The organism is Xanthomonas sp. NCPPB 3442 (assembly GCF_056725145.1).
The window spans coordinates 1,744,967-1,757,391 of record NZ_CM161514.1 but is presented as its reverse complement, the minus strand read 5'-3'; the positions used below and the strand labels follow the sequence as shown (position 1 = coordinate 1,757,391).

At 65.4% G+C, this 12,425-nt stretch carries 14 protein-coding genes; 7 read left to right on the top strand and 7 right to left on the bottom strand.

All coding sequences use genetic code 11. The features are described 5' to 3' along the window. Positions 1-17: 17 nt before the first annotated feature. Positions 18-896, top strand: coding sequence for a PhzF family phenazine biosynthesis protein (locus AC1POX_RS07500; protein ID WP_338334168.1), 879 nt, complete (start codon positions 18-20; stop codon positions 894-896). Between the two features lie 31 nt (positions 897-927). Further along, complete coding sequence (locus tag AC1POX_RS07495; protein WP_372356919.1) at positions 928-1,809, top strand: PhzF family phenazine biosynthesis protein; 882 nt, start codon at positions 928-930, stop codon at positions 1,807-1,809. Between the two features lie 263 nt (positions 1,810-2,072). On the opposite strand, the gene AC1POX_RS07490 is transcribed toward AC1POX_RS07495, so the two are convergent. The 5 genes from AC1POX_RS07490 to AC1POX_RS07470 all read right to left on the bottom strand — a co-directional run bounded on the left by AC1POX_RS07490 (position 2,073) and on the right by AC1POX_RS07470 (position 5,560). Then, entirely contained in the window at positions 2,073-2,672 is a 600-nt protein-coding gene (locus AC1POX_RS07490) for a glycine zipper 2TM domain-containing protein (RefSeq protein WP_372356918.1), read from the bottom strand. A gap of 152 nt (positions 2,673-2,824) precedes the next feature. After that, entirely contained in the window at positions 2,825-3,259 is a 435-nt protein-coding gene (locus AC1POX_RS07485) for an OsmC family protein (RefSeq protein ID WP_005913281.1), read from the bottom strand. A gap of 313 nt (positions 3,260-3,572) precedes the next feature. Beyond that, a complete protein-coding gene (locus AC1POX_RS07480) occupies positions 3,573-4,520 on the bottom strand; it encodes an aspartate carbamoyltransferase catalytic subunit (RefSeq protein ID WP_029819889.1) in 948 nt (315 codons plus the stop codon). A 13-nt stretch (positions 4,521-4,533) separates the two neighbouring features. Then, positions 4,534-5,001 carry a Holliday junction resolvase RuvX gene (gene ruvX / locus AC1POX_RS07475; protein WP_008571823.1) on the bottom strand — a complete coding sequence of 156 codons (468 nt, stop codon included), beginning with the start codon at positions 4,999-5,001 and terminating at the stop codon, positions 4,534-4,536. Further along, positions 4,994-5,560, bottom strand: a complete 567-nt coding sequence (locus tag AC1POX_RS07470) for a YqgE/AlgH family protein (RefSeq protein ID WP_003489930.1) — start codon at positions 5,558-5,560, stop codon at positions 4,994-4,996. Before AC1POX_RS07470 ends, ruvX begins: the two co-directional genes overlap by 8 nt. Before the next feature lie 276 nt (positions 5,561-5,836). On the opposite strand from AC1POX_RS07470, the gene AC1POX_RS07465 reads away from it, so the two are divergent. From AC1POX_RS07465 to AC1POX_RS07450, 4 genes are all read left to right on the top strand, one after another. Further along, positions 5,837-6,409, top strand: coding sequence for a DNA-3-methyladenine glycosylase I (locus AC1POX_RS07465; RefSeq protein WP_372356917.1), 573 nt, complete (start codon positions 5,837-5,839; stop codon positions 6,407-6,409). A gap of 7 nt (positions 6,410-6,416) precedes the next feature. Next, positions 6,417-7,334: a DUF72 domain-containing protein gene (locus AC1POX_RS07460; RefSeq protein WP_372356916.1), complete on the top strand. Its 918-nt coding sequence runs from the start codon at positions 6,417-6,419 to the stop codon at positions 7,332-7,334. Between the two features lie 300 nt (positions 7,335-7,634). After that, positions 7,635-7,886: a hypothetical protein gene (locus AC1POX_RS07455; protein ID WP_162010796.1), complete on the top strand. Its 252-nt coding sequence runs from the start codon at positions 7,635-7,637 to the stop codon at positions 7,884-7,886. 35 nt (positions 7,887-7,921) lie between these two features. Next, positions 7,922-8,926, top strand: coding sequence for a pectate lyase (locus AC1POX_RS07450; RefSeq protein ID WP_372356915.1), 1,005 nt, complete (start codon positions 7,922-7,924; stop codon positions 8,924-8,926). Positions 8,927-9,015: 89 nt separating this feature from the next. On the opposite strand, the gene AC1POX_RS07445 is transcribed toward AC1POX_RS07450, so the two are convergent. Further along, positions 9,016-10,146 (bottom strand): PilT/PilU family type 4a pilus ATPase, encoded by a 1,131-nt coding sequence (locus AC1POX_RS07445; RefSeq protein ID WP_003489921.1) that lies wholly within the window; start codon positions 10,144-10,146, stop codon positions 9,016-9,018. A 112-nt stretch (positions 10,147-10,258) separates the two neighbouring features. Continuing rightward, positions 10,259-11,296 carry a type IV pilus twitching motility protein PilT gene (locus AC1POX_RS07440; protein ID WP_003489919.1) on the bottom strand — a complete coding sequence of 346 codons (1,038 nt, stop codon included), beginning with the start codon at positions 11,294-11,296 and terminating at the stop codon, positions 10,259-10,261. 417 nt (positions 11,297-11,713) lie between these two features. On the opposite strand from AC1POX_RS07440, the gene AC1POX_RS07435 reads away from it, so the two are divergent. Next, positions 11,714-12,406: a YggS family pyridoxal phosphate-dependent enzyme gene (locus AC1POX_RS07435; RefSeq protein ID WP_008571828.1), complete on the top strand. Its 693-nt coding sequence runs from the start codon at positions 11,714-11,716 to the stop codon at positions 12,404-12,406. The last annotated feature ends 19 nt before the right edge of the window (positions 12,407-12,425 follow it).

Sequence of the window (12,425 nt, the reverse complement as noted above, 5' to 3'; positions counted from 1 at the left end):
ATCGAGATGTCCCCACCATGAGCAAGCACCGCTATCTGCAACTGGATGTTTTCGCCGCCCGGGCCGGCAGCGGCAACCCGCTGGGCGTGGTCTTCAATGCAGAGACGTTGTCGTCTGCGCAGATGCAGCAGATCGCCGCGTGGCTGAATCTGTCCGAGACGGTCTTCTTCCTGCCGGTCAGCGTGCCCGATGCCGATTACCACATCCGCATCTTCACCCCACGTGCCGAGCTACCGTTTGCCGGCCACCCCAGCGTCGGTGCCGCGTGGGCGGCGGTGACCCACGGCGTGACCGCGTACAAGCCCGACGGCCGGCTGCGCCAGCAATGCGCGGCCGGCGTGCTGCCGGTGGACGTGTTCGACCGGCACGGCGCCTTGCTGGTGCGGCTGCGCGCCCCGCGCGCACGCGCCATCGACACGGGCGACACGTACGCCGAGGCGCTGCGTGGCGCCTGCACTGGCCTGCGCGTCAGCGCGCAGCCGGCCGCACTCTGGAACAACGGCCCGAACTGGTGGTTGCTGGAATTGGCCGACGCGCAGGCGATACGGCAGGCAGTCCCGGAGCTTGCCGCCATTGCGCGCCTGACCCAGGCCAGCGCCGCCGTTGGCCTGGCCATCTACGCGCCCGTGCACGATGGCGATGCCGACTTGGCCGTCCGCGCGTTCTGCCCGGGCGATGGCATTGCGGAAGACCCGGTCACCGGCAGCGCCAATGCCTGTATTGCCGCCCGCCTGCATGGCGAGTGCCGCCTGCCCGGAGCGCAGTCGCGCTACGTCGCCAGTCAGGGCCGCGAGGTTGGCCGCGACGGCCGCGTCCAGGTGGAGGTGGACGCGGAAGGCGAAGTCTGGATTGGCGGAGCGACGCTGCAGGTGATCGACGGCCGCATCGATTGGTAAGCTGCCGCGCCTTTACTGCGGATCGACGCCCATGACCACTCGCCGTTTCCTGCAACTGGATGTGTTCTCCGCCCGCCCCGGCAGCGGCAATCCGCTGGCGGTGGTGCTGGATGCGCAGGGTCTGGACGATGCGGCGATGCAGGCCATCGCACGCTGGACCAAACTGCCGGAGACCACCTTCGTCTTTCCCGCCGAAAGCACGCACAGCAGCTACCGGCTGCGCATGTTTTCGCCGCAAAAGGAGGTGCCGTTTGCCGGCCATCCCAGTGTGGGCACTGCGCATGCCGTGCTCGAGGCCGGCCTGGCCGCACCACAGGATGGCGTCCTGGTGCAGGACGGCATCGCCGGCCGGTTGCCGCTGCGTGTGGAGCAGCGCGGCGGCCACCGCAGCATCGCGATCCGCACGCCACGCGCACGCGTGGCCGAGCAGGTGGATGCCAACGATCCGCGCCTGCGCGATGCCTTGCAGGGCTGGCCGCTGGGGAGGCTGCCGCCTGCGCTGATGGACGGCGGCCGCACCTGGTGGGTGGTGGAACTGGCAAGCGAAGCCGCGCTGCGCGGCCTGCAGCCGGACTGGGACGCGATTGCCGGGTTGGCAGAATCCACCGGCAGCATGGGCGTGTTTGCGTATGCACGCGCCGGCGCACCGGGCGCCTACGAACTGGCAGTACGAGCCTTCGTCGGCAATGGCCGGCGCTTCGAAGACGCGGCGTCCGGCGCGGCCAATGCGGTCCTCGCCGCATGGCTGGACAGCCGTGACGCATTGCCCGGCACCGACCGTCGCTACACCGTCAGCCAGGGCCGCGAAATCGGCTTCGATGCCCTGTTGGAACTGCATATCGATGCCGACGGCGACGTGTGGTCGGGTGGCCAGGTGCAGACGGTGATTCGCGGCACGCTGGACTGGGCTTAGGGCGGCAGCAGCGCTGCTGCGCTGGATTCAACGCAGCGGGTGGCCTGCAGGTGCTGCCAATTTCTGATCACCGCCGGTGCACCGCGCATCGGCGCTTGGGTGAAACAGCAAGGCGCCTCGCATCGATCAGCGCCCACGCCTGGTTGACGCGCCATTGCTGCCGGCAATCGCTCCGCCAAACGCAAAAACGCTGCGGTTGCCCGCAGCGTTCTGTTTAGCCCGATGCCGGAACCACCAGCGGCACCGCATGCATCCGGCACTGATCAGTCGGGGCGCACGTCGACACGCACACGGATTCGGTCGCCCGGGTTGTAATCGCTACGCGTGTGGTACATGCGGCCGGCGTATTCGTAGGTGACGTCGTAGCCATCCACGCGGTCGCGTTCACGGCGGTAGGACACCGGCTCGCAGACCCTCACGTTGCCCTGGTAGGTGCGGTGATTGGCCTCATAGATCGAACGGCCCGCCGCGACGCCCGCCATGGTGCCCACGGCGGTACCGACCAGACGACCATTGCCGCCGCCGACCTGGCTGCCGAGCACGGCACCCGCAATACCACCGATCACACTGGCCACGCCGCGATTGGACACACCGGCCTGTGCATAGCCGCCGTCGCGGTAATACCCGTCGTTGCTCGTGTAATAACCGTCGGCGGGACGATCGTAGCAACGCTCGCTGGTGCGTTCGTTGTACGAGTCGGCAACGATGATCGGATCCACGCGCACGACGCGCGCATATTCGTAACGGCCATCCTCGTAGCCGCTGCGGCCGTAATCGCGGTAGCCGCTGTCATAGCGCTGCGCCGCGGCATTGCCCGCCACGGCCAGACCCATCACCAGAGCACCAAGCACGAGAGTTTTCATTGCGGCAGCTTCATAGGGAGGACACGCTGCCGATGCTCGTCCTGCGCCAGTGAAACCGCACTGAACCAAACCGTCCGCAAAAAGCCGTATTCAGGTTGCCGCCAGCTGCGCGCGCCGGGCGTTTGCGCCGACGCGTCGCAGCGGTATTGGCGTTAGCTGGAAAACTCGGTTTCCAGGCTGATCGGCACCGCGCTCAGTGCCTTGGAGACCGGGCAATTCTTCTTGGCGGCGTCGGCCAGCTCGCGGAACTTGGCCTCGTCGATGCCGGGCACCACGGCCTTGAGCTTGAGGCGAATCTGCGACAACTGCGGGCCGCCTTCCATCGACAGATCCACATCGGCGCGCGTGTCCAGCGAGGCCGGCGGAAAACCGGCTTCGGTCAACTGCGCAGACAACGCCATGGTGAAACAGCCGGCATGCGCGGCGGCGATGAGTTCTTCCGGATTGGTGCCCTTCTCGTCGCCGAAGCGGCTGCTGAAGGCATAACGGGTGTTGTCCATCAAGCCGCTCTGCGGCGTGCTGAGCTGGCCCTTGCCGGTCTTGAGGTCGCCTTCCCAGTGGGCGGTGGCGTGACGTGAAATACCCATTGCGATCTCCTGCGCTGAAAGGAGCGCTCACGATAGGTGAGAGGGTGTTAGCTGGTGGTGCGGGGATTCGGGATTCGGGATTCGGGATTCGCAAGAGCAGACCGCCAGGCACCTCAGGCAGCAAGCGACTGTTTGTCTGCACGCATGATGTTGCGCATCGAACGCTACCGCGCGACCGACCACGGTGTACGTTCGGCGAGAAGCGGCTGCCTCTTCGCAATCGACGCTTCATGGATCAAAGGCCACCGCGCGTTGGTTGCGCGGTGGGGGCGCCGCTCCTGGAGCGACTCACGATATGACGGCGTAGCCACGCTTAGCCGAGCAGGGTTTCCAGCACGGCCATGCGCACGGCAACGCCATTGGCAACCTGCCGCAGCACGCAGGATTGCGCCCCGTCGGCCACTTCATCGGTGATTTCCACGCCGCGGTTGATCGGGCCCGGGTGCAGCACCGCGGCGTCGCGGCCAGCGCGCGCCAGACGCTCGCGGGTCAGACCATATTCGGTGTGGTACTGCTCCAGCGAGGGCACCAGGCCTTCTTCCATGCGCTCGCGCTGCAGGCGCAGCATCATCAGCGCGTCGGCACCTTCGAGCATGGCATCGAAATCCTGGCCGACTACGCAGCCCTCCAGTATGCCGTCGTCCGGCAGCAGGCTGGCCGGGCCGCAGACGCGAATTTCGCCAGCGCCCAGCGTGCGCAGGGCATGCAGGTCCGAGCGCGCCACACGCGAGTGCTTGACGTCGCCGACGATGACGACCTTGAGCTTGGAAAAATCGGTGCCCTTGGCCTGGCGCAGGGTGAGCATGTCGAGCAGGCCTTGGGTGGGATGCGCACTACGCCCGTCGCCGGCATTGATCAACGCGGTGCCCTCGCCCGCGGCGGCCGCCAGCGCTTCCACCGCGCCGTCCTCGGGGTGACGCACCACGAAGCCGCGCACGCCCATCGCTTCGAGATTCTTCAAGGTGTCGCGCGCGGTTTCGCCCTTGCGGGTGGATGAGGTGGATGCATCGAAATTGAGCACGTCCGCGCCCAGCCGCTGCGCCGCCAGATGGAAGGAGCTGCGCGTGCGCGTGGAGGGTTCGAAGAACAGCGTGCACACCGCCGTGCCCGCCAGCACGCTGCGCTTGCCCACGCGCCCCACCGCCGCATCGCGGATCTGGCCGGCGCGGTCGAGCAATTGCAGCAGCGTGGTGCGCGGCAGTCCTTCCAGGGTGAGCAGGTGGCGCAGGCGTCCGTCCGAATCGAGTTGCATGGTGGTCATCGCAGGTCGGGAGTCAAGGAAGAGAGGTGGCTTGGTCGGGCGCGGCCAACCAGCGTTCGACGATCACTGCGGCGGCCATCGCATCGAGTGCTTCGGCGTCGCGGCGGCGCTTGCGCCCATCCGCGCGCTCGCGCGCGAAACGCTGCGCAGCCTCGACCGAACTGGAGCGCTCGTCGATCAGGACAACCGGCAGCGCATAGCGCTCGCGCAGCTGGCGGCCGAACGCGTGTGCGCGCTTGCGGGCGGGTTGGTCTTTGTCGTCCAGCGTGAGCGGGTCGCCAACCACCAGGCCGTCCGGTCGCCACTGCTTGTACACGCGGTCCAACGCGACCCAGTCCGGGCCGTTGGCATGCACATTGATGACGGCCACCGCGCGCGCGCCGGCACCGAGCGCGGTTCCGACCGCCACGCCGATCCGGCGCGACCCCACGTCGAAGCCCAGCACCGTGCCATCGGGGCGAATCGCGCCCGCCTCAGGCATGCCCGGAATAATCCGTGAGCCGGAACAGGTCTACGCCGATACGCCCGGCAGCGGTCTGCCAGCGATCTTCCAGCGCGGTCGCAAACAGCACGTTGGCATCCGAGGGCGCGGTGAGCCAGCTGTTTTCGCCCAGCTCGAATTCCAGCTGGCCGGCACCCCAACCCGCGCAGCCCAGCGCGACCAGCGCATTGCGCGGGCCGTTGCCGGCCGCCATCGCCTCGAGGATGTCGCGCGAGGTGGTCAGGAACACGCCCTGCCCCACTTCCAGGCTGGAATCCCATTCGCGCGCATCGTCATGGATCACAAAACCGCGCTCGGGATGCACAGGCCCGCCGCTGAGCACGACCTGCTCGCGCAGCGGCTCATCGTCGGTGTCGATGCCCATCTGCGACAACACTTCGCCCAGGGTGTATTCGGAAGGCCGGTTGACCAGCACGCCCATGGCGCCGTTCTCGTCGTGCTGACAGATCAGCGCGACGCTGCGCGAGAAGGTGGGGTCGGACAGCGCCGGAAGCGCAATCAGCAGTTGGTTGGCCAGAGGCGTGGGCAAAACAGACATGGCCGCATTCTAGCCGTTCGCTTCGCCGCGCGCAGAGCCGCTGCCATACTGGGCCTTGCCGGCGCCGGAAACGTGCGATGCCGCCGATGCGGCAGCCTTCGCGGCAGACCGCATGCGGCGCCTGACCGACACGTTCAGCTTGACCGCGATGCGTGCGAGTTGCAGCGCTGCAGCGGCGCAAACGGCCTCCCGGCCTCTGCGCTACTGCCGCTCGCCCGCCACGGCAGCGACCGGCGCGCGACTGGCAAGCCTCGCCCCACAACCACAGGCATCCACATGAGCGGTTACTGCAGCATCGCCCCAGGCCATCCGGTCCATGGCCACTACCACGATCACGAGTATGGCTTTCCGCAGCGCGACGAACGCGAGTTGTTCGAACGGCTGGTGCTGGAGATCAACCAGGCCGGACTGAGCTGGGAAACCATCCTGCGCAAGCGCGTCAATTTCCAGCGGGCTTACGACGGCTTCGACGTGGACGCTGTTGCGGCATATGGCGACCAGGACATCAGCAGGTTGATGGGCGATGCCGGCATCATCGGCAATCGCCTCAAGGTGCTGGCGGCCATCCACAATGCACAGGTCATCCAGGCGCTACGCGCCACGCACGGCAGCTTCGCGCAGTGGCTGGACGCCCACCACCCGCTCGACAAACCGGCCTGGGTCAAGCTGTTCAAGAAGACCTTCCGCTTCACCGGCGGCGAAATCACCGGCGAGTTCCTGATGAGCCTGGGCTACCTGCCCGGCGCACACCATACCCGGTGCCCGGTGTTTGCGCAGATCCGGGCACTGGCGCCGCCCTGGCTGCAGGCGCAGATGCCGGCGAAAGCGCGCACGGTCCAGCGCGGCTAGACACCTCTTGCACGGCGCACGCGAAATGCTCGGGGTCATGGCTATTCGCATCGGCATTTCCGGTTGGCGTTACGCACGCTGGCGCGGCACGTTTTATCCGGCTGGCCTGGCCCAGCGGCGTGAGCTCGAATACGCCGCGGGATGCTTTCCCAGCGTGGAAATCAATGGCTCCTTTTATTCGCTGCAGCGTCCGGACAGCTTCCAGCGCTGGCATGACGAAACGCCCGAGGACTTCGTCTTTTCGGTCAAGGGCCCGCGCTTCGTCACCCACATGAAGCGCCTGCGCGATTGCGAGCAGGCGCTGGCCAACTTCTTTGCTTCGGGAATCTTGCGGCTGGGCGCCAAACTGGGCCCGGTCCTCTGGCAGCTACCGCCGACACTCCGGTTCGATGCCGAGCTGCTGGACGCATTTCTAGGCAGCCTGCCGCGCGACAGCGAGGCCGCGTTGGCGCGGGCGCGCAAGCGCGACACCGCGCTGATGCAGGGCCGCAGCGCCCTGGCAATCGATCGCAATCGGCCGATCCGTCACGCATTGGAAGTGCGTCACGACAGCTTCTGCGATCCAGCCTGCATGCGCCTGCTGCGGCGTCACAATGTCGCGGTGGTGGTCGCCGACACCGCAGGCAAATTCCCGTACCTGGAGGACGTCAGCGCCGATTTTGTCTATGTGCGTCTGCATGGCGATGCGCAGTTGTACGCCAGCGGCTACAGCGACACCGCACTGGATCGCTGGGCAGCACGCATCGCCGCGTGGGCCGGCGGAGCCGAACCGGACGATGCAGCCCGCGTCGGCGCACGCGCCCGCAAACGCGCAATGCGCGATGTGTACTGTTATTTCGACAACGACATGAAGGTGCATGCGCCGTTCGATGCGCGCGGGTTGATGCAACGGCTGCAGCTGCCTACCAACTGCCCGGCACGCTAAAACACCTAGAACTGCTGACAAACGACGGTGCTAACGCCAGGCGGGCCTGGCCGGTGCACGGAAAGCGGCACGCATCGCTGGCACGCTGCGGCCCTGGGCGCGCCAGCCGCGCCCGCTGACAGCTACACGCGGCGATGGTTGGCCGCTCCCGGACGCGCCATGCGAGCGATCTTCGGCACGCATCACACGCCCATATACCGGTGCGGGCGGTGATTGAACATCAGCACCAGACTCAGCATCAAGGCGCCAACGGCCGAATACAGCACCTTGTCCGGGGTCAGCACGAAGAAGGCGACCAGCATGAGCATCGCGTCGAAGCTCATTCGTGCGGCACAGCAACCCCATCCCGGCATCGCCGCCGATCATCGGCCCGCTCTTGGCAAATGCCGTCAGGCCCAGCGAGGCACCAGGGCCGCAAGCGCCATCGCCCTGGATGTCTTTGGCCAACACACTGCGCACTGGGGCGGACATACCGCGCCAGACGCGCTCGTTTCGCTACACGCAACCGCACTTCGGCTTGGCATCGATCAGCACAATCAGCACGCACGATGATCGTCGAGTAGCCGACCACGATGGGAGAGCCTCAGATGATTTCCTCAATCAACCCCTATATCAGTGCTAACCCACTCCTCAACCACACGCTTCAGACGAAGCAGCCCGCATTTTCCGACACGATCATTATGCTGATGTCGGAATTGCTACAGCGGTTGATACAGACCCAATTCCAACCTCAAAACACGTCGCAATACGATTGGAACCCTTCGCCTTCCCATGGGACGTCCAATGGCCAAGGGGAGGGCAACGAGCATGGCGGTCGCAGGAACGGACGCGGCGGTGACAACTTCCTCGCCACCACGCCCGAGACGTCCGACCATTCCGACAAATCCGCTCACTCGACCGTCACCGGCAGCGGCCCCGTGGGGAGCGGTCGCACGATCAACGTCAACAGTCCGATCGTGGTTCACAAGGGCGAGGTGTTCGACGGACACAACAATCTCTACGTCGGCGGGTCCGGCATCGGCGATGGTTCGCAGTCCGAGCACCAGCAACCGATGTTCGTCGTCGAACAAGGCGGCACCCTCCAAAACGTGCGGATGAGCGGGGGCGGCGACGGCATCCATCTGCTCGGCGACGCCACGCTGAAGAACGTCCACAACCTGAACGTCAGCGAGGATGCGATTACCATCGACGGCCCTGGCAACCGGGAACATGACTCGCGCATTGCCGGAACGCCTGCCAGCTGCCTGGCGGCGCGTCCAAAGATCGAAATCCTCGACAGTTCCTTCGACAATGCCTCCGACAAGGTGATCCAGGACAACCAGGCGGCAGATGTGCTGTTGCGTAACGTCAGCGTGAACGGAGCCGGCAAGGTGTTCCGCACCAACGGCGGACACACCGACATCGATTCACACGTCACGGTCGAAGACTCCACCCTGAAAGGCATCAAGGAAGCAGTATTCCGCACCGATGCCCCCGGCGCACATGTCAGTCTGCATGGCGTCCGCGACGATGCTCCCCATCAAGTGGAGGCACTGTCCCCCAGTCAGGCAGATGGCGCACGCAGCGTCAGCCGAAAGGAATATACAGGTTGAAAACACTGGCATGGCACGATGAGGACGGGGCGCCCGCTCACCCTTGGAGGGGAGCGGGCAACTGAGTCACCGGCGCGACCGCGCGCGACTCAGCGCACTTCGGAAATTTCCACGCCGTCCAGGCCCTGCGACAAGGTCTTGGCATCGCCACCCTGCGAGAGCTTGATGCGCAGGCGTACTTCGTTCTGCGAGTCGGCGTAGCGCAGCGCATCTTCGTAACTGATTTCGCCGGCCTGGTAGAGCTCGAACAGGCTCTGGTCGAAGGTGCGCATGCCCAGGTTGGTGGACTCCTTCATGATCTCCTTGAGCTTGTGGATCTCGCCGTCGCGTATGTAGTCCTGCACCAGCGGCGTGCCCAACATGATTTCCATCGCCACGCGACGGCTGCGGCCGTCCGGGGTCGGAATCAGCTGCTGCGCGACCACGCCCTTGAGGTTGAGCGACAGGTCCATCAACAGCTGGTTGCGGCGATCTTCGGGGAAGAAGTTGATGATGCGGTCCATCGCCTGGTTGGCGTTGTTGGCGTGCAGCGTGCACAGCACCAGATGGCCGGTTTCGGCGAATGCGATCGCATGGTCCATGCCTTCGCGGGTGCGCACCTCGCCGATCATGATCACGTCCGGCGCCTGGCGCAGGGTGTTCTTCAACGCGTTCTCCCAGCTGTCGGTGTCGATGCCGACCTCACGCTGGGTGATGATGCAACCCTCGTGCTTGTGCACGAATTCGATCGGATCTTCGATGGTGATGATGTGCCCGGTGGAATTCTGGTTGCGGTAGCCGATCATCGCCGCCAGCGAAGTCGATTTACCGGTTCCGGTGGCGCCGACGAAGATGATGATGCCGCGCTTGGTCATCGACAGCGTCTTGATCACCGGCGGCAAGCTCAGCTCGTCCACGGTGGGGATGCGCGTTTCGATCCGGCGCAGCACCATGCCCACCTGATTACGCTGGTAGAAGCAGCTCACACGGAAACGCCCGACCCCGGATACGCCGATGGCGAAATTGCACTCGTGGGTCTTTTCGAATTCCTCGCGCTGCGACGGCGTCATCACGTTCAACACCAGGTCGCGGCTCTGCTGCGCAGTCAGCGGGGTCTGGGTAATGGGGCTGATCTTGCCGTGCACCTTGATCGCCGGCGGCATGCCCGAGGTGATGAACAGGTCCGAGGCCTTCTGATGCGCCATCAGCTTGAGGAAGGAGGTGAAGTCGATGGTGCTCATGGCGTGCTCCTCTGGAGCAGGGATTCGGGAGTGGAGATTCGGGATTGGCAAGAGCGGGTCCGGCACGGGAAATCGCAGTTGCGAATCCCCAATCCCGAATCCCGAATCCCGGCTACTCGAATATCCGCTTGTCCTTGGCGTACTCGCGTGCCTGGTTGCGCGTGATCAGGCTGCGCTTGACCAGGTCCTGCAGATGCTGATCCAGCGTCTGCATGCCGTATTGCTGGCCGGTCTGGATCGAGGAATACATCTGCGCCACCTTGTCCTCGCGGATCAGGTTGCGGATGGCCGGGGTGCCGACCATGATTTCCCACGCCGCCGTGCGGCCGCCGCCGACCTTCTTCAGCAGTGCCTGCGAAATCACTGCGCGCAGCGATTCGGACAGCATCGAGCGCACCATCGGCTTTTCGCCGGCCGGGAACACGTCGATGATGCGGTCGATGGTCTTGGCCGCCGAGCTGGTGTGCAGGGTGCCGAACACCAGGTGGCCGGTTTCCGCGGCGGTGAGCGCCAGGCGAATGGTTTCCAGGTCGCGCAATTCGCCGACCAGGATGATGTCCGGGTCTTCGCGCAGTGCCGAGCGCAGCGCCTCGTTGAAACCGTGGGTATCGCGGTGCACTTCGCGCTGGTTGATCAGGCACTTCTGCGAGGTGTGCACGAATTCGATCGGGTCCTCGACGGTGAGGATGTGCCCGTACTCATTCTTGTTGATGTAGTCGATCATGCCTGCCAGCGTGGTCGACTTGCCCGAGCCGGTCGGGCCGGTGACCAGGATCAGGCCCTGCGGCTGGTCGATCAGCTGGCGGAAGATCGGCGGGCAGCCCAGGTCTTCCAGCGTCAGCACTTCGGACGGAATGGTACGGAACACCGCGCCGGCGCCGCGGTTCTGGTTGAACGCATTGACGCGGAAACGCGCCAGCGACGGAATTTCGAACGAAAAGTCGACCTCGAGAAATTCCTCGTAATCGCGCCGCTGCTTGTCCGACATGATGTCGTACACCAGCGCGTGCACCTGCTTGTGGTCCAACGCCGGAATATTGATGCGACGGACATCGCCATCGACACGGATCATCGGCGGCAGCCCTGCAGACAGGTGCAGGTCCGATGCCTTGTTCTTGACAGAAAACGCCAATAGTTCAGCGATATCCATGCGCTGCTTTTCCCCTAGGCTGCGATTGGAAGGTACTCCCCGGCCGGCAGTATAGCGTTCTGGCTGCCGGCGGGAAGCAGCCCTGTCGCCGGTTCAGGTCGGCCGCAACGCGCCTGGCTGAAACCGTTGCCTTGCGCCCGGGTGCGGAACCGCCCAAGGCCGAACGGCTGCTGCTCGGTGGCTTCAAGGAATGCTGGCGAGCGCAGCGCTGGCCCGAGCGTAGCCGGTCGCGCTGCCGTCAGTGCGTATCGCGCCGGGCCTTGATCGGATCTGGGGAAGGTCTCCCACCTTGCTTCCAGACACTCCTCTAAATACACGCAGCGCCGGCGCGCCGATACAGGCGCCCGGCAGCCCCCAACTGGATGGAAGCGTCTGCGGCCGGCACTATAGCGTTCCCGCCCTTCTTCGGAATGCCACGTGCCGGCTTCGTCGCTGCAGCAGATTCTCGATGCCATCCACGCCGCGGCGGCCGCACACGCGCGTGCCGACGTGCGGCTGCTGGCGGTCTCCAAGACCAAGCCGGCCGACGCCGTCGCCGCCCTGGCCGCGCAGGGCCAGCGCGCCTTCGGCGAAAATTACGTGCAGGAAGCCGATGCCAAGATTGCCCAGTTGCGTGCGTTGGGTTTGGAATGGCATCTGATCGGCCACCTGCAATCCAACAAGGCCGAACTGGCGAGCCAGTGCTTCGATTGGGTGCAGACGGTGGACCGCGCCAAATTGATTCCGCTGCTGGCACGCCATCGCCCTGCCGACCGCGCGCCGTTGAATGTGTTGATCCAGGTCAACATCGACGACGAGGACAGCAAGCATGGATGCGCACCCGAAGCGATCGACAGCCTGGCCGAAGCGATCGCCCTGCAACCGCGTTTGCAGCTACGCGGACTGATGGCCATCCCTGCCCCGTTTCCGGATCAGGCACGACGCCAGGCCGCGTTCATGCGCATGCAGGCGCTGTTCGAGCAGCTGCAAGCCCGCCATCGGCAGGTGGACACCTTGTCGATGGGCATGAGCTCGGATTTCGCCGAAGCGATCGCGGCCGGCGCCACCATGGTGCGGGTGGGCACGGCGTTGTTCGGTGCGCGCGATCAGGCGCCGGCCGCCTCTGCCTGATCGCCTCGCCTCCCACATC

Bases quoted from the DNA above. Each gene is read 5' to 3' on its own strand.
- AC1POX_RS07500 (WP_338334168.1), top strand. From the start codon at position 18: ATGAGCAAGCACCGCTATCTGCAACTGGATGTTTTCGCCGCCCGGGCC.
- AC1POX_RS07495 (WP_372356919.1), top strand. From the start codon at position 928: ATGACCACTCGCCGTTTCCTGCAACTGGATGTGTTCTCCGCCCGCCCC.
- AC1POX_RS07490 (WP_372356918.1), bottom strand. From the start codon at position 2,672: ATGAAAACTCTCGTGCTTGGTGCTCTGGTGATGGGTCTGGCCGTGGCG.
- AC1POX_RS07485 (WP_005913281.1), bottom strand. From the start codon at position 3,259: ATGGGTATTTCACGTCACGCCACCGCCCACTGGGAAGGCGACCTCAAG.
- AC1POX_RS07480 (WP_029819889.1), bottom strand. From the start codon at position 4,520: ATGACCACCATGCAACTCGATTCGGACGGACGCCTGCGCCACCTGCTC.
- ruvX (WP_008571823.1), bottom strand. From the start codon at position 5,001: ATGCCTGAGGCGGGCGCGATTCGCCCCGATGGCACGGTGCTGGGCTTC.
- AC1POX_RS07470 (WP_003489930.1), bottom strand. From the start codon at position 5,560: ATGTCTGTTTTGCCCACGCCTCTGGCCAACCAACTGCTGATTGCGCTT.
- AC1POX_RS07465 (WP_372356917.1), top strand. From the start codon at position 5,837: ATGAGCGGTTACTGCAGCATCGCCCCAGGCCATCCGGTCCATGGCCAC.
- AC1POX_RS07455 (WP_162010796.1), top strand. From the start codon at position 7,635: ATGAGCATCGCGTCGAAGCTCATTCGTGCGGCACAGCAACCCCATCCC.
- AC1POX_RS07450 (WP_372356915.1), top strand. From the start codon at position 7,922: ATGATTTCCTCAATCAACCCCTATATCAGTGCTAACCCACTCCTCAAC.
- AC1POX_RS07445 (WP_003489921.1), bottom strand. From the start codon at position 10,146: ATGAGCACCATCGACTTCACCTCCTTCCTCAAGCTGATGGCGCATCAG.
- AC1POX_RS07440 (WP_003489919.1), bottom strand. From the start codon at position 11,296: ATGGATATCGCTGAACTATTGGCGTTTTCTGTCAAGAACAAGGCATCG.